The following is a 15,016-nucleotide window of genomic DNA, read 5'->3' as shown; positions in this document are numbered from 1 at the left end:
TCATCACTCTTTTGGACGTCCCCGGCTTCCTCCCCGGCGTCGACCAGGAGCACGGCGGCATCATCCGCCACGGCGCGAAGCTCCTCTACGCCTACTGCAACGCGACCGTGCCCCGGATCTCGCTGATCCTGCGCAAGGCGTACGGAGGTGCCTACATCGTCATGGACAGCCAGTCCATCGGAGCCGACCTCACCTACGCCTGGCCCACCAACGAGATCGCCGTGATGGGCGCCGAGGGCGCCGCCAACGTCATCTTCCGCCGTCAGATCGCCGAGGCCGAGGACCCCGAGGCCATGCGGGCCCGCATGGTCAAGGAGTACAAGTCCGAGCTGATGCACCCCTACTACGCGGCCGAGCGCGGTCTGGTCGACGACGTCATCGACCCCACCGAGACCCGCGAGGTCCTCGTCAGGTCCCTGGCCATGCTGCAGTCCAAGCACGCGGACCTGCCCTCGCGCAAGCACGGCAACCCCCCGCAGTGACCCCCGGCGGATCCCACGGGTAACCCGGCGGATTCCCTGCGGAAACCTCATCCACGGAGACTGACACCATGAACGCTCCCGACATCCGAGTCGAGAAGGGCCACGCCGAGCCCGAGGAAGTCGCCGCCATCACGGCGGTCCTCCTGGCACGCGCGGCCGCCCGTCCCTCCGAGCCCACCGCGCACCGCTCCCGTCACCGGGCCGGCTGGCGCCGTCTGGAACGCGAGGGCGGCTTCCGCGCCCCGCACAGCTGGCGCTGAGCCCCGACGCGACACCGAGAAGGGCCCCTCTCGCAGGAGAGGGGCCCTTCCGTGTGTCCGCAGGGGCGCGGGGGAGCCGCGCTACGAGCCGCCGGCCGCCCGCTGGACGGCCCGCACCGTCCGGGGCAGCCCCGTGGCCGGGGGCCTGCCTACCGCAGGCGGGCCATCAACGCGTGCTCGACGAGCGTGATCAGCGCCGACTTCGCGTCCGCACGGTGTCGCGCGTCCGTCGTGATGATCGGGGTGTCCGGGCCGATCTGCAGCGCCTCGCGCACCTCGTCCGGGTTGTACGGCTGGTTGCCGTCGAAGCCGTTCAAAGCGATGACGAAGGGCAGGCCGCTGTTCTCGAAGTAGTCGACCGCCGGGAAGCAGTCGGCGAGACGGCGGGTGTCGACGAGCACGATCGCACCGATGGCGCCGCGCACCAGGTCGTCCCACATGAACCAGAAGCGGTCCTGGCCGGGCGTGCCGAAGAGGTAGAGGATCAGGTCCTGATCCAGGGTGATGCGGCCGAAGTCCATCGCGACCGTGGTGGTCGTCTTGTCCCCGGTGTGGGTGAGGTCGTCGATGCCCGCCGACGCGGACGTCATGACGGCCTCGGTGCGCAGCGGATTGATCTCCGAAACAGCCCCGACGAACGTGGTCTTGCCCACGCCGAAGCCGCCCGCCACCACGATCTTCGCGGAAGTGGTGGAGCGGGAGGGACCCCCGCTAGAGCTTGCGAAGTCCACTGAGCACCCTTTCGAGCAGTGTCACGTCTGGCTGGCCGCCGGCGCTCTCGTCGCCGCCGGGCTGATGGATGGCGACCAGTCCCGCCTCCGCCAAGTCGGCGACGAGGATCCTGGCCACGCCGAGGGGGATGGTCAGCAGCGCCGAGATCTCGGCGACCGACTTGATCTCTCGGCAGAGGTTGCAGATCCGCTGATGCTCGGGCAACTGGCCCTGCATCTGGTGCGGCTGCGCGGTGGTGTGCACCAGCGCCTCGATGGCGAGCTGGTACCGCGGGCGGGTCCGGCCACCGGTCATGGCGTACGGACGCACCAGCGGGTTGTGCGACGCCCCGGCGGGCGCCGCCTCGGGAGTGCGGCGATGCGGCTGCACGGGCTGGATGCGCGGCGCCTGCGGCTGGTCGTACGGGGACGGTCCGGGACCCTGCGGGCCCTGGGGCGAGTACGGCCGCTGCTGGCCGGGCGCGGAGGGGAAGTTGTAACGGTTCGGGTTCTGGGAACCGTCGCCTTGGCCCTGGGCCGGGCCGTACGACCAGTTGCCCGAATGGGAACCGCCTGGGGGTGTTGCCACTCTCTCTCCTCCTCCGACTGTGCCTGGCGCCCACCACGTGGAAGCCGCGTCCCGAAACCCTACGGCCTCGGGACGCCAATACGCACCGTCCCTTTGTTAGTTGAGAAGGCTCCCTTGGAGCTCCGCACGAAGGTCGGGCGTCAGGACCGAACCGGCTCGGTCCACCAGAAGGGCCATCTCGTACCCAATGAGGCCGATGTCCGCCTCCGGGTGCGCGAGAACCGCGAGCGAGGAACCGTCGGAGATGGACATGAGGAAGAGGAATCCTCGCTCCATCTCCACAACCGTCTGGTTCACGCTGCCTCCCTCGAAGATCCGGGAAGCGCCTGCCGTCAGGGACGTCAGGCCGGAGGCGACGGCCGCGAGCTGGTCGGCACGGTCGCGGGGAAAGCCTTCGGACATCGCCAGAAGGAGTCCGTCGGCGGAGACCACCACCGTGTGGGACACCCCCGGGGTGTTGTCCACGAAGTTGGTGATCACCCAGTTCAGGTTCTGTGCCGCCTGGCTCATCGGGCTCACACTAACGCTCCTGGTTGTAGGTGCTGTCAGGACCGAAGCCCTGGCCGTTCGTTTCACTGCTGCCCGCGCTGCGTCCGCGCTGGACGCCCCGACGCAGGTTGCTCAACCTGCCTCGGACGTCCTCCGGGGCGCGGGAGACCTGAGGGCCTCCCTGGGGGGTGCTCTCGGCGGCGCCCTCGATCAGGTTGGCCTTGGGCACCCGCCGCGGCAGGCCGGAGGAGGTGACCCCGCCCGCCTTGGGCTTCTTCAGAGCGGAGGCCTGGTGCCAGCGCTCGTCGTTCGCCGTGCGCCAGACGTCGCTGCCGCCGCCGCTCTCGGAGGAGGAGGCCGGCGCTTCCTGCTTCGCGGGCCGGGAGCCGTTCGCACCGCTTGCGGTGGATCCGCGGCGAGGCAGACCGGCGTCGGTCAGCGCGTGGGCGGCGGAGGGGGCCGGTCCCGGACGGTCGAAGCCTACGCGGTTCTGCTCACCCGCGTCAGTGGCCTGCACGGATTCCGCTTCCGGAGCGTACTGGTCCGGGTAGCCGTTCTGGTAACCGTTCGCCTGACCGTTCTGCTGAGGCCAGTCGTCCTGGTAGGACTGCTGCTCCTCGTACGGCTGGAAGCCCTCGGACGCGCCGGCCGGAGCCGCCGTCCGCTCCTCCTGGACGGGCTCCGCATACGCGGGGTCCGGGTAGCCGCCGTTCGGCGGGTAGGCGTCGCCTCGCGGCAGACCGCCGTTCGTGGAGAACGCGTCGTTCTGCGGCAGGCCGCCGTTCGGCGCGAAGTACTGGTCGTCGTACGCCGGGCGCTGCTGCTCCTCGTACGCCGTCTGCTGGTCGAACGTGCCGGGCCGGTCGGCGTAGCCGGTGGCGTTGCCGTCGTAACCGCCCTGGGCGCCGTTCTGCGCGGGGTCGTAGCCGTTCTGTCCGGCGTCGTACTCCGGCCGGCGGGCGGCGTCGAAGCCCTCGCCGTACGAGGCGGCCTCGGGCGGCTGCTGCTGCCCGTGCCGGCCGGGCTGCTGCTCGGACTGGTCCGGCTGTCCCGACTGGGACTCCAGCGCCGCGCGGCGTTCCTCGCGCTGCAGGGAGCGGCCCACCGGGTCCAACTCGCGGATGTCGTCGGGGACCTCGTAGCGGCTGTCGTCGAAGCCGAGCTCGGCGGCGGTGCGCATCGGCTGGCCGGTGTTGAAGTCCTCGCCGCCGAAGCTCTGCAGCTGCTGCTGTTGCTGCTGCTCGGGGATGATCTGAGAGACCGTGAACTCGTCGCGCGCCTGCTGCTGCTCGCCGCCGCCACCGTGGGTGATGGCGTCCGGCAGCATGACCAGCGAGGTGGTCCCGGCCTGCTCGCCCGAGGGGCGCAGCTGGACGCGGATGCCGTGCCGGTCGGACAGCCGGCCCACCACGAACAGACCCATGCGCTGCGAGATCGCGGCGTCCACGGTGGGCGGGTTGGCCAGCTTGTGGTTGATGTCCGCGAAGTCCTCGGCGGTCAGGCCGATGCCCTTGTCGTGGATCTCGATCATGACCCGGCCGTCGGGGAGACGGGTGGCGGTCACGCGGACTTTGGTCTGCGGGGAGGAGAACGTGGTGGCGTTCTCCAGCAGCTCGGCGAGCAGGTGCACGAGGTCGGTCACGGCGCGGCCGTGGATCTCGGCCTCGGGGACGCCCGACAGCTCGACGCGCTCGTACTGCTCCACCTCGGAGGAGGCGGCGCGCAGCACGTCGACCAGCGGGACCGGCTGGTCCCAGCGGCGGCCGGGCTCCTCGCCGGCGAGGACCAAAAGGTTCTCGCCGTTGCGGCGCATACGGGTAGCGAGGTGGTCCAGGCGGAAGAGGTTCTCCAGCTGGTCGGGGTCGGCCTCGTTGTTCTCCAGGTCGGTGATGAGGGTCAGCTGGCCCTCGATCAGCGACTGGTTGCGGCGCGAGAGGTTGGTGAAGATCGCGTTGATGTTGCCCCGCAGCAGCGCCTGCTCGGCGGCGAGCCGGACGGCCTCGCGGTGGACCTGGTCGAAGGCGCGGGCGACCTCGCCGATCTCGTCCGTGGTCGTGATCGGGATGGCCTGCACGCGGGTGTCGACGCGCCCGGGGTCGGTGCGCGAGAGCTGGTCGACCAGCATCGGCAGCCGCTGCTCGGCGATGCCGAAGGCGGCGTTGCGCAGTTGGCGCATCGCGCGGCTCATCTGACGGGCCACGGCGCCGGCGAGGATGAACGCCAGGAGCAGGGCGACGACGACGGCGGCGCCGGTGATGATCGCGGACGTCTTGGCGTCAGCGGCGATGTCCGAGGCCTCGGTCACGGCCTTGTCGGCCATGTCCGACTCGATCTGCCGGTAGGCGTCGTACTTCAGCGTGGTGACCGCCCACCAGTTCTCCTTGCTGATGCCCTTCTCGGCGAGACCGGCGCGCTCGGCGCCCGTGGTGGTCTCCATCGTGGAGATCGCGCCGACCATGGTGGTCGGGTCGGACGGCGGCGGAACGTAGTCCGGGTCCTTCTGCTTCTGCTCGGCGGCCAGCGCCGCGCCGTCGCTCTTGATCTTCGCCGAGGCGTCGTCCAGCCGCTTGGCGTCGGCCTCGGTGCCGCCGCCGATGTACTCCTCGACGGCGATGCCCTCGAGGTAGGCGTACGAGGAGAGCGAGACCTTCTGCTTGGCGAAGTCCGAGTCCTGCGGGCCCGGCTTGATCAGCAGGTGCATGCCGATCGAGCGCTCCAGGGACAGCGCGGCCTTGGTCAGCGAGATGGCGTAGACGGTACGGCCGTAGGAGGTGATGTTTCCGGTGCCCAGACCGAGCTCGTTGGAGAACTCCATCAGCGGGTGGGCGACCTGGGTGTAGCCCTCTTCGGTCTGCACGCCGGTGAGTTTGGAGGTGTAGGAGGCCGCGCGCAGCGGGGCCAGCTTGGCCTCCGCGGTGCGGAACAGCTGCAGCCGGCGCTCCAGGCCGGGCTTGGACGGCATGTCCTTCGCGGCCTCGTCGAAGGCGTCGGCGGCGGCGTCGGTGGCCCTGCGAGACGCCGTGACGACGGCGTCGTCCTTCTTGCCGGCGAGCAGGGGCGCGGCGGAGACGTCGCGTTCCTTGTAGAGGGCGTCGCTGTAGCCCAGCGCGGCCTGCACCAGGCGCGCGGTGTGCTCGGCGTCGTCGGCCTCCTGCCAGGTGTCGATCGAGCTCTTCACCTGGAAGCCGCCCATGACCAGGCCGACCATCACGGGTATGAGCAGAATCGCGTTCAGCCGGGTCGGCACCCGCCAGTTGCGCGGGGAGAAACGGCTGCCGCTCTTCGCGGGCGTGGCCGTCGGCTCCGAGCCGGGCACAGGGGCGGTCGCCGCTCCGCGCGGCGGCGGGGTGAAGTTGCCCCGCGCCGCCGGCTCGGGACTTTTCTTGCTTCGCCTCACTCGACCAACAACCTCTCGGCGGTCGGCACCTTCGTCGTGCCGCAGTGTCTCAGAGCCCGGTCAGCCATCGACCATCAGTACGTCATTGACTATTGGGCAGTTCAGGCATTCCAGCACGCCGACCAGTCCTCTTCCAAACATGGGAAAGAGTGGGTTCGACGTGATGTAAACCCCAGATAAAACGGTCAAAAAGAACGAGCCCCGTCAAAAGACGGGGCTTTCGTGCGCACAGTGAGACCGAGCGACCGCGACGCGTGGCCGCATCGGCCGATTCCTCTGCCGAAACGTTATGAACACCGGAGCCGGCCGTGTCAAAGGCCACAGCCGACTCCGAAGCGTCTACGACAACTGCCGTAGGGCACGGGGATGTGAAGTTACCGCAGTCGTGCCATGAGAGCGTGCTCGACCAGCGTGATCAGCGCGGACTTGGCGTCCGAGCGGTGCCGGGCGTCCGTCGTGATGATCGGGGTGTCCGGGCCGATCTGCAGCGCCTCGCGCACCTCTTCGGGCTGGTAGGGCTGCTGACCGTCGAAACCGTTGAGGGCGACGACGAACGGCAGACCGCTGTTCTCGAAGTAGTCGACCGCGGGGAAGCAGTCGGCCAGCCGCCGCGTGTCCACCAGCACCACCGCGCCGATGGCGCCGCGCACCAGGTCGTCCCACATGAACCAGAACCGGTCCTGGCCCGGCGTGCCGAACAGATAGAGGATCAGGTCCTGGTCGAGCGTGATGCGGCCGAAGTCCATGGCCACCGTGGTGGTGGTCTTGTCCCCGGTGTGGGTGAGGTCGTCGATGCCCGCGCTCGCGGACGTCATGACGGCCTCCGTGCGCAGCGGGTTGATCTCGGAGACGGCGCCCACGAACGTGGTCTTGCCCACGCCGAAGCCTCCCGCCACCACGATCTTCGCGGAGGTGGTGGCCCGCCCTCCGTCAGAGCTTGCGAAGTCCACTGAGCACCCTTTCGAGCAGCGTCACGTCAGGTGCGCCGCCGTTGTTCTCGTCGCCGCCCGGCTGGTGGATGGCCACCAGGCCGGCCTCGGCGAGGTCCGCGACGAGGATCCGAGCCACGCCCAGCGGCATGGCCAGCAGCGCCGAGACCTCGGCGACCGACTTCACCTCACGGCACAGATGGCAGATGCGCTGGTGCTCGGGAAGGAGCCCCATGAGCGCTGCCGGGTCGGCCGTGGTGCTGATCAGCGCCTCGATGGCGAGCTGATAACGCGGCCGGGTCCGGCCACCGGTCATCGCGTACGGACGCACCAGCGGCTGGTCGCCCTCATCCCCGTACGGCTCCGCGTACGGGTCATGATGGGCGGTGGGCGGGGTCATGGATCCTCCGGGCGGGACAGCAATTCTCGGATTGTCGTGCCGTCCGTCGAGGCCGGTGGGGGGTTTGTGTCGGCCGGACGGTGATTTCGTGAGGTGGGTGGTACGGGGGCGGGTCAGTGGAGCAGACTGCCCTGGAGCTCGGCGCGAAGGTCGGGCGTGAGGACCGCGCCCGCACGATCGACGAGCAGCGCCATCTCGTAGCCGACGAGGCCGATGTCGCACTCGGGGTGCGCGAGCACGGCGAGCGACGAGCCGTCCGAGACGGACATGAGGAAGAGGAATCCTCGCTCCATCTCGACGACGGTCTGCGCGACGCTGCCGCCCTCGAAGATCCGGGACGCCCCGGCGGTCAGCGAGGTGAGTCCCGACGCGACGGCCGCCAGCTGGTCGGCACGGTCGCGCGGAAAGCCCTCGGACATCGCGAGCAGGAGCCCGTCGGCGGAGACCACGACGGTGTGGGACACCCCAGGGGTGTTGTCCACGAAGTTGGTGATCAACCAGTTCAGGTTCTGTGCTGCCTGGCTCATCTGGCTCAACTAACGCTCCTGCTGGTGAGTGGGGCTGGGGAAGCTGCCGGTCTGCGGGCCGTTGCCGGCCTGTCGACCCTGTGCGATGCCCCGACGGAGATTGGTCAGCCGGCCGCGTACGTCATCAGGCGCACGGGAGACCTGCGGACCGCTTTGGTGCTGCTGCTGCTGAGCCGTGCCCGGGACGAGATTCGCCCGGGGCACGCGGCGCGGCAGACCGGAGGTGGTGACGCCGCCCGCGGCCGGCTGCCTGACGCGCTCGGCCTGCCGGACGAGTTCGTCGTTCGGCGAGGCGCGCCACGAGGCATTGGCGGCAGCGGGACGTTGGGGAGCGGCCGGAGCCTGCTGCGGCTGCTGTTCGTGCTGCTCCGGCTCCGGAGTTGCACCGCCCGCCTGCTGACCGTGGAACCAGTTGGTCTCCAACGTGTCGTACAGCGGGGTGCGGCCGTCGCCCGGGCCCGCCGGCGGCAGCGCCTCCGGCTGAGCCGGAGCGCCGTAGCCGTTGGACTGCGCAGCGCCGAACCGGTTGGCGGCGGAGGGGTCCTGGCGGTCGGGCAGCGCGTGCTGGCCGGTGGCCGAACCGTCGTAGCCGGGAGCGGGGAACTGGCCGGTGGAGCCGTTGTCGTAGGCCTGCGAAGCGAACTGGTTCGGGTTCGTCGGAGCGTTCTGCCCGCCGGGGGCGCCGAAGACGTCGGAGCGGGTGAAGCCGTTGTCGTCCGGGCGGGCGGCTGTGCCGGGCCGCTCGAACGAGCCGGTGTCCTGCCGCCCGTTGACGCCGTTGACGCCCGGGCGCTGGAACTGGCCGGTGTCCTGGCCTCCGTCGTAGCCGCCCTGCTGGTTGCCCACGGCCGGGAACTGTCCCGTGGCCTGCAGACCGCCTGTCACCGGGCGGCCGAAGTCGGCCGGGCCCGACGGGCCCTGGCGCTCGTCGATCCGCGGGATGGCGGGTATCTCGGCGGTGGCGCCGGGACCCTGCCGGTCGTCGATGCGCGGCATGCGCGACGTCTGGGCGACGTCCGGCTCCTCGTGGCCGCGCGGGGCGTCCAGCGGGGTGCGCGGAACCGGCGGCCGGGCGTTCTCGTCGCCCCAGCTGGTGACGCGCGGCTGCGGATTGCCGCCGGGCAGCTCGGCGCGCGGAGCCCCGCGCGGCGGCAGCTGCGGCTGACGGCCGCGGCCGCCCTGCTCGTTCTTGTTGCCCCGCTGCTGCGGCGGACGTCCGCCGCCGAACATGTCCGTGCCCTGTGCGCCGGTGCCGGCCGCCTGCAGACCCTGCGGCGCGCCCGGCGCCTGGGCGCCGAAGCCGGAGCCGGCCGGAGCCGGCCTGCCCTGCTGCGGGGAGAGCGGCTGCTGCGGTCCGCGCGGCGGCTGGCCGCCGGGACGGCCACCGCCGTCCCGGCCGGGCAGTGCGGCCCGGGGGCCCTGACCACCGGCGAGCCGGCCGCCCCCGCCGGAACCGGCGCCGAGAGCGCCGCCCCCGTTCGGGGCGCCCGCGCCGAGGGCACCGCCCTGCGAGCCGTTCTGGCGCCGCGCGGCGGCGACGCCGGCCGCGGCCTGCGCGGCGGCGGGACCGCCGGCCACGCCGCCCTGGCCGGGCTTGGACTGGGGCTGGGGCTTCTTGCCGCCCTGGGCGACGTCCACGGGCAGCATGACCAGCGCGGTCGTGCCGCCGGAGTCGGAGGGGCGCAACTGGATGCGGATGCCGTGGCGCTGCGACAGCCGGCCGACCACGAACAGACCCATGCGCCGGGAGACCGACACGTCCACGGTGGGCGGCGAGGCGAGCCGCTCGTTGATCGCGGCGAGGTCCTCGGGGGACAGGCCGATGCCGGTGTCGTGGATCTCGATCAGGACGCGGCCGTCGGGCAGCGCGTGACCGGTGACCTTGACCTTGGTCTGCGGCGAGGAGAACGAGGTGGCGTTCTCCAGCAGCTCGGCGAGAAGGTGCACGAGGTCGTTGACGACCCGGCCGGCCACTTCGGTGGTCGGCACGGAGGACAGCTCGATCCGCTCGTACTGCTCCACCTCGGAGGCCGCGGCGCGCAGCACGTCGACCAGCGGGACCGGACGGGTCCAGCGGCGGCCGGGCTCCTCGCCGGCGAGGACGAGGAGGTTCTCGCCGTTACGGCGCATGCGGGTCGCGAGGTGGTCGAGCTTGAAGAGCGAGGACAGCTGGTCCGGGTCGGCCTCGCGGGACTCCAGTTCGGAGATGAGCGAGAGCTGACGCTGGATGAGGCCCTGGGAGCGGCGCGAGAGGTTGGTGAACATCGCGTTGACGTTGCCCCGCAGCAGGGCCTGCTCGGCGGCGAGGCGGACCGCCTCGCGGTGCACGTCGTCGAAGGCCGCGGCCACCTGGCCGATCTCGTCCCGGGAGTGCACACCGACCGACTCCACGGACGTGTCGACGTCCTGCGGGTCGGACTCGGACAGCTGCTTGACCAGCTCGGGCAGCCGGTCCTGGGCGACCTTGGTGGCGGTCTCCTGCAGGCGGCGCAGCGAGCGGATCATGGACCGGGCGACGACGAACGCGCCGACCAGCGACACGCCCAGCACGAGCAGGATGAGCGCACCGGAGATGATCGCCTCGCGCTCGGACGCTGCGCGCAGCTCGCGCGCCTTCTGCTCCATGTCCTCGAGCAGCGTGTGCTCGATGTTGTTCATCTGCGCGATCTTGGTGGAGCTGTCGTCGATCCAGTCCTGGTACGACCGCTTGTCCAGCGACTGCAGACCGGTGGCGGAGCTCAGCGCACGGGTGGCGTAGGTGTCGGCTTCCTCGATCACCGGGTTGCCCTGCTCGATGGGCTTCAGCAGTTCCTCGGCGCCGTCGTCGCCGTAGATGCTGCGGAAACTCGCGAGCTCGGAGTCCTGGTTCTCGAGCGCGGCCTCGGCGTACTGCCGGTCGTTCTCGGAGATCTTGCCGTAGACGGCGTTGCCCACGGGCAGCGCGGCCGCGAGGACCGCGCGCTGGACCGAGGCGTACTCCTTGGCGGAGGAGAAGGCGGCCAGGGCACGGGTGCGCTGGATCATCTCCGGGTTGCTCGTGGCCTGGGCCATGTCCTGGGACAGGTCGAGCAGGCTGGTGATCAGACGGTGGTAGGCCTCGACCGTCTGGGTGGAGTTGCCCTTCTCCGTGTACGCCGTGTTGCGGACCTTGGCGAGGTTGCCGAGGTCGCTGAGCAGACCGACGAGGCTGTCGCGGACGCCCTGGAGGTTGCCGTCCGTGCTGGCGGCGTCGATCTCCTCCGAGGCGTCCTGGAAGGCGATCAGCGCCTTGTCCGTCTTGTCCCGGTAGCCCTTGACGCCGAAGTCGCTCGCCTTGCCGTCGTGCGCCAGCGGGCCGGCCGAGCGGTCGCGCTCGTTCTGCAGCTGGACGGCGAGGTCGGTGGCCTGCTTGGTCATGTCCGTCAGCAGCTTCATGTTGTCGAGCTGCTGGATGTCGTCCATCGACTGGTTGATGCGCACCGCGCCCAGCGTGGTGGCCGCGACCACCGGCAGGGTCAGCAGCGCCACCAGACGCGTGGAGATGCGCCAGTTGCGCAGCGCGACGCGCGGGCCGGGGCCGGGGGGGCCGGCGGGCGGCTTGACCGTCGAGTCGGGGGAGACGGAGCTCGCCGACGCGGACGCGCCGGGGCGCCCGGGGCGCTCACCGCCGTCGCCGGACGCGGCCGGGCCCGGGTTCTGGGCGTGCTGGGGCGAGGAGCCGACTGCCATCGGGCCAGTCCCGCCGTGCGGCTCCGGCTCGGCCGAAGCGCTGCCATCCCTCTTGAAACGTCCCTGCACTAGCGTCGCAACCTCTGGACCAGGCGCCCCTCCGGGTGAACGGAAGGACGGTGTCGGCGTGTTGAGGGGCGTCCTGAATTACGCCCCCCGAATGCTCGTGAGTACCGGCGCCGGCTCCCCCTAACCTCGCCGCCACCGGGCGCTCTGACGCGCCCTCTGTGCGCCGGCTCGATCCCGCGGCGGTCCGAGGAATTCCAGCACAGTGCAGGATCTCCAACAAGGCCCGTTGGCCAGGCTGTGACATCCGTGACACCACGTGAGGGTCACGTTACGGGATGTGGAAAATGACCCCACGTAAGGCGGACATAAAGGGGCGAAGTCGCAGAGTGCGGGTGGTGTCCCAGTCGCCATGATCAGGAGCGGAATATGGGCTTCAGGTGGTCAATGTCCGTTTCGTTGCGTTCGATTGCGAGTCTGAATTGACCGTTTTGCCCATGGATTCGTGAGCAAACTCACACGTCGATCATGCGACCTTCACGCGTTCCCCGGGAATCGCGTGTTTAGCCTGACGTTTTACAGGGATGGCACATCCGACAAGCAGCGCGTGCGCAGAGGCCCTTGAGGGGCCTTTCCGGCGCCCGGAGACGACAGGGTCGAGTACAACAGTGAAGACGACGACGATGTTCCACAAGATCGCCAACCCGCGGCGCACGACGCTGGCGCACCTCGCGGACGCCGACGAACTGCAGCTCCCGGAGCAGCCGGAGCACTCCGTCGACCTCCCGGCCCAGACTGCCAACCCCAAGCGCACCATCCTCATGGAGATCCCGGTCGCGACCTCCGTCGTGCAGTAGATCCACCCCGTGCATCCACCGGATCCTCACCGCTCTTCGTGGAGGGATACGGACACCGGCCGCCGATTGCTCAAGGCGGCCGTCCACCGATGCCCGTCCATGTCAAGGGCGTCCCCGGCCGGGGACGCCCTTCCGCGTTAGCCTGGAGCTTCACACTCCAGCCAGCTCAGTCAAGGGGCCAACCAACCCGTGCGCATCGCCAGGTTCTCCATCGACGGGAACGTCGCCTTCGGCGCGGTCGAGGGCGACAAGCCGGACGAGCTCGTCCTCGACATCATCAAGGGCATTCCGTTCACGGACTTCGAGCTCTCCGGCACCAAGGTGCCGCTGAGCAAGGTCCGGCTGCTCCCGCCCGTGCTGCCCAACAAGGTCGTGGCCTTCGGCCGCAACTACGCCGAGCACGCCCGCGAGCTGGGCAACGAGGTCCCGGACGCCCCCTTCGCCTTCTTCAAGCCCTCCACCTCGGTGATCGGCGACGGCGACGCCATCCAGTACCCGTCCTTCTCCGCCGAGGTCCACCACGAGGCCGAGCTCGCCGTCGTCATCGGCCGGCTGTGCCGCGAGGTCCCGCGCGAGCGCGTCAAGGACGTGATCTTCGGCTACACCTGCGCGAACGACGTCACCGCCCGCGACGTGCAGAAGCGCGAGAAGCAGTGGGCCCGGGCCAAGGGCTTCGACACCTCCTGCCCGCTCGGCCCCTGGGTGGAGACCGGCCTGGACCTGAAGACCGCGGGCGACCTCACCGTCCAGCTCACGGTCAACGGCGGGCAACGGCAGCTCGGCCGCACCAGCGAGATGATCCACTCCATCGAGGATCTGATCGTCAACATCTCCGAGGCCATGACGCTGCTCCCCGGCGACGTGATCCTCACGGGCACCCCGGCAGGGGTCGGCCCCCTGGTCGTCGGCGACGAGGTCGCCGTCACCATCGAAGGCATCGGCACTCTCACCAACAAGGTTGTCAAGCGTGGCTAGCGCACCCGGATCACCCTCCTCCAAGTCCTCGACCCCGCTCGGACAGGGGGTACCCCCACGCGTCCGTTTCTGCCCCTCGCCCACCGGTAACCCCCACGTGGGCCTGGTCCGCACCGCCCTGTTCAACTGGGCCTTCGCCAAGCACCACCAGGGCACGCTGGTCTTCCGCATCGAGGACACCGACGCGGCCCGCGACTCCGAGGAGTCCTACGAACAGCTGCTGGACTCGATGCGCTGGCTGGGCTTCGACTGGGACGAGGGCCCCGAGGTCGGCGGCCCGCACGCGCCCTACCGGCAGTCGCAGCGCATGGACCTCTACAAGGACGTCGCCCAGAAGCTTTTGGACGCCGGTCACGCGTATCGCTGCTACTGCTCCCAGGAGGAGCTGGACAGCCGCCGGGAGGCCGCCCGCGCCGCCGGCAAGCCGTCCGGCTACGACGGCCACTGCCGTGACCTGAGCGCCGCGCAGGTCGAGGAGTACACGGCGCAGGGCCGCGCGCCCATCGTCCGTTTCCGGATGCCCGACGAGACGATCACGTTCACCGACCTGGTCCGCGGCGAGTTGACCTTCACCCCGGAGAACGTCCCGGACTACGGCATCGTCCGCGCGAACGGCGCCCCGCTGTACACGCTGGTCAACCCGGTGGACGACGCGCTCATGGAGATCACGCACGTCCTGCGCGGCGAGGACCTGCTGTCCTCCACCCCCCGCCAGATCGCCCTGTACCGGGCGCTGACCGAGCTGGGCGTCGCCCGGTCCGTGCCCGCCTTCGGCCACCTGCCGTACGTGATGGGCGAAGGCAACAAGAAGCTGTCGAAGCGGGACCCGCAGGCCTCGCTCAACCTCTACCGCGAGCGCGGCTTCCTCCCCGAGGGTCTGCTCAACTACCTCTCGCTGCTGGGCTGGTCGCTCTCGGCCGACCAGGACATCTTCACGATGGACGAGATGGTCGCGGCCTTCGACGTGGCCGACGTCAACCCCAACCCGGCGCGCTTCGACCTGAAGAAGTGCGAGTCGATCAACGCCGACCACATCCGGCTGCTCGACGTGAAGGACTTCACCGAGCGCTGCGCCCCCTGGCTCAAGGCCCCGGTCGCCCCCTGGGCCCCGGAGGACTTCGACGAGGCGAAGTGGCTGGCCATCGCCCCGCACGCCCAGACCCGCCTGAAGGTCCTCTCCGAGATCACCGACAACGTCGACTTCCTGTTCCTGCCGGAGCCGGTGTTCGACGAGGCGAGCTGGACGAAGGCGATGAAGGAGGGCAGCGACGCCCTGCTGACCACGGCGAGGGAGAGGCTGGAGGCGGCCGACTGGACCTCGGCCGAGTCCCTGAAAGAGGCTGTCCTGGCCGCCGGCGAGACCCACGGCCTCAAGCTCGGCAAGGCTCAGGCCCCCGTCCGCGTCGCCGTCACCGGCCGCACGGTCGGCCTGCCGCTCTTCGAGTCCCTGGAGATCCTGGGCCGGGAGAAGACGCTGGCCCGCATCGACGCGGCGCTGGCCAAGCTCGCGGCGTAGCGCCGGAGGACAGGTACCGGAGCACAAGTACCGGAGGACAGGTGAGGGGCGGGGCCCCGGTTACGGGCGCCGCCCCCCACCCGGTGGCCGCAGACGGCGGCGCGCTCGTCGCGCGCCGGGGTAACGGTGTGGGTGTAGGCGCAGATACAGAACACGACCAAAAAAGCGCCC

Annotated in this window: 13 protein-coding genes; 5 read left to right on the top strand and 8 right to left on the bottom strand. The window is 70.3% G+C overall.

Going from position 1 to position 15,016, the window contains the following annotated elements:
- Window positions 1-482: carboxyl transferase domain-containing protein (locus tag ACFVYK_RS29715; protein ID WP_389779348.1), on the top strand; the 482-nt coding region annotated here is incomplete at its 5' end.
- A gap of 68 nt (window positions 483-550) precedes the next feature.
- Complete coding sequence (locus ACFVYK_RS29710; protein WP_389779347.1) at window positions 551-742, top strand: acyl-CoA carboxylase subunit epsilon; 192 nt, start codon at window positions 551-553, stop codon at window positions 740-742.
- A 149-nt stretch (window positions 743-891) separates the two neighbouring features.
- On the opposite strand, the gene ACFVYK_RS29705 is transcribed toward ACFVYK_RS29710, so the two are convergent.
- The 8 genes from ACFVYK_RS29705 to ACFVYK_RS29670 all read right to left on the bottom strand — a co-directional run bounded on the left by ACFVYK_RS29705 (window position 892) and on the right by ACFVYK_RS29670 (window position 11,560).
- The gene (locus ACFVYK_RS29705; RefSeq protein WP_026248371.1) at window positions 892-1,473 is read right to left on the bottom strand and encodes an ATP/GTP-binding protein; all 582 of its coding nucleotides are present in this window, start codon (window positions 1,471-1,473) and stop codon (window positions 892-894) included.
- Window positions 1,454-2,041, bottom strand: coding sequence for a DUF742 domain-containing protein (locus ACFVYK_RS29700; protein ID WP_389779346.1), 588 nt, complete (start codon window positions 2,039-2,041; stop codon window positions 1,454-1,456). Before ACFVYK_RS29700 ends, ACFVYK_RS29705 begins: the two co-directional genes overlap by 20 nt.
- Before the next feature lie 96 nt (window positions 2,042-2,137).
- Window positions 2,138-2,551 carry a roadblock/LC7 domain-containing protein gene (locus ACFVYK_RS29695; RefSeq protein WP_037737006.1) on the bottom strand — a complete coding sequence of 138 codons (414 nt, stop codon included), beginning with the start codon at window positions 2,549-2,551 and terminating at the stop codon, window positions 2,138-2,140.
- A gap of 10 nt (window positions 2,552-2,561) precedes the next feature.
- The gene (locus ACFVYK_RS29690) at window positions 2,562-5,927 is read right to left on the bottom strand and encodes a nitrate- and nitrite sensing domain-containing protein (RefSeq protein ID WP_389779345.1); all 3,366 of its coding nucleotides are present in this window, start codon (window positions 5,925-5,927) and stop codon (window positions 2,562-2,564) included.
- Window positions 5,928-6,301: 374 nt separating this feature from the next.
- Window positions 6,302-6,877: an ATP/GTP-binding protein gene (locus ACFVYK_RS29685; protein ID WP_030793795.1), complete on the bottom strand. Its 576-nt coding sequence runs from the start codon at window positions 6,875-6,877 to the stop codon at window positions 6,302-6,304.
- Window positions 6,858-7,256 carry a DUF742 domain-containing protein gene (locus tag ACFVYK_RS29680; protein WP_009190816.1) on the bottom strand — a complete coding sequence of 133 codons (399 nt, stop codon included), beginning with the start codon at window positions 7,254-7,256 and terminating at the stop codon, window positions 6,858-6,860. The genes ACFVYK_RS29685 and ACFVYK_RS29680 overlap by 20 nt, the downstream gene beginning before the upstream one ends.
- Window positions 7,257-7,369: 113 nt before the next feature.
- The gene (locus ACFVYK_RS29675; protein ID WP_003993189.1) at window positions 7,370-7,783 is read right to left on the bottom strand and encodes a roadblock/LC7 domain-containing protein; all 414 of its coding nucleotides are present in this window, start codon (window positions 7,781-7,783) and stop codon (window positions 7,370-7,372) included.
- A gap of 9 nt (window positions 7,784-7,792) precedes the next feature.
- Complete coding sequence (locus tag ACFVYK_RS29670) at window positions 7,793-11,560, bottom strand: nitrate- and nitrite sensing domain-containing protein (RefSeq protein ID WP_389779343.1); 3,768 nt, start codon at window positions 11,558-11,560, stop codon at window positions 7,793-7,795.
- A gap of 605 nt (window positions 11,561-12,165) precedes the next feature.
- Here ACFVYK_RS29670 and ACFVYK_RS29665 point away from each other — a divergent pair.
- From ACFVYK_RS29665 to gltX, 3 genes are all read left to right on the top strand, one after another.
- The gene (locus ACFVYK_RS29665) at window positions 12,166-12,354 is read left to right on the top strand and encodes a hypothetical protein (RefSeq protein ID WP_389779341.1); all 189 of its coding nucleotides are present in this window, start codon (window positions 12,166-12,168) and stop codon (window positions 12,352-12,354) included.
- Between the two features lie 189 nt (window positions 12,355-12,543).
- Window positions 12,544-13,329: a fumarylacetoacetate hydrolase family protein gene (locus ACFVYK_RS29660; protein ID WP_389779340.1), complete on the top strand. Its 786-nt coding sequence runs from the start codon at window positions 12,544-12,546 to the stop codon at window positions 13,327-13,329.
- Window positions 13,322-14,845 carry a glutamate--tRNA ligase gene (gltX, locus tag ACFVYK_RS29655; RefSeq protein ID WP_389779338.1) on the top strand — a complete coding sequence of 508 codons (1,524 nt, stop codon included), beginning with the start codon at window positions 13,322-13,324 and terminating at the stop codon, window positions 14,843-14,845. The genes ACFVYK_RS29660 and gltX overlap by 8 nt, the downstream gene beginning before the upstream one ends.
- The last annotated feature ends 171 nt before the right edge of the window (window positions 14,846-15,016 follow it).

It is taken from the genome of Streptomyces sp. NPDC058291 (genome assembly GCF_042880855.1).
Lineage (GTDB): Bacteria > Actinomycetota > Actinomycetes > Streptomycetales > Streptomycetaceae > Streptomyces.
This window is presented reverse-complemented; position numbering and strand designations above follow the sequence as displayed.

Bases quoted from the DNA above. Each gene is read 5' to 3' on its own strand.
- ACFVYK_RS29710 (WP_389779347.1), top strand. From the start codon at position 551: ATGAACGCTCCCGACATCCGAGTCGAGAAGGGCCACGCCGAGCCCGAG.
- ACFVYK_RS29695 (WP_037737006.1), bottom strand. From the start codon at position 2,551: ATGAGCCAGGCGGCACAGAACCTGAACTGGGTGATCACCAACTTCGTG.
- ACFVYK_RS29680 (WP_009190816.1), bottom strand. From the start codon at position 7,256: ATGACCCCGCCCACCGCCCATCATGACCCGTACGCGGAGCCGTACGGG.
- ACFVYK_RS29675 (WP_003993189.1), bottom strand. From the start codon at position 7,783: ATGAGCCAGGCAGCACAGAACCTGAACTGGTTGATCACCAACTTCGTG.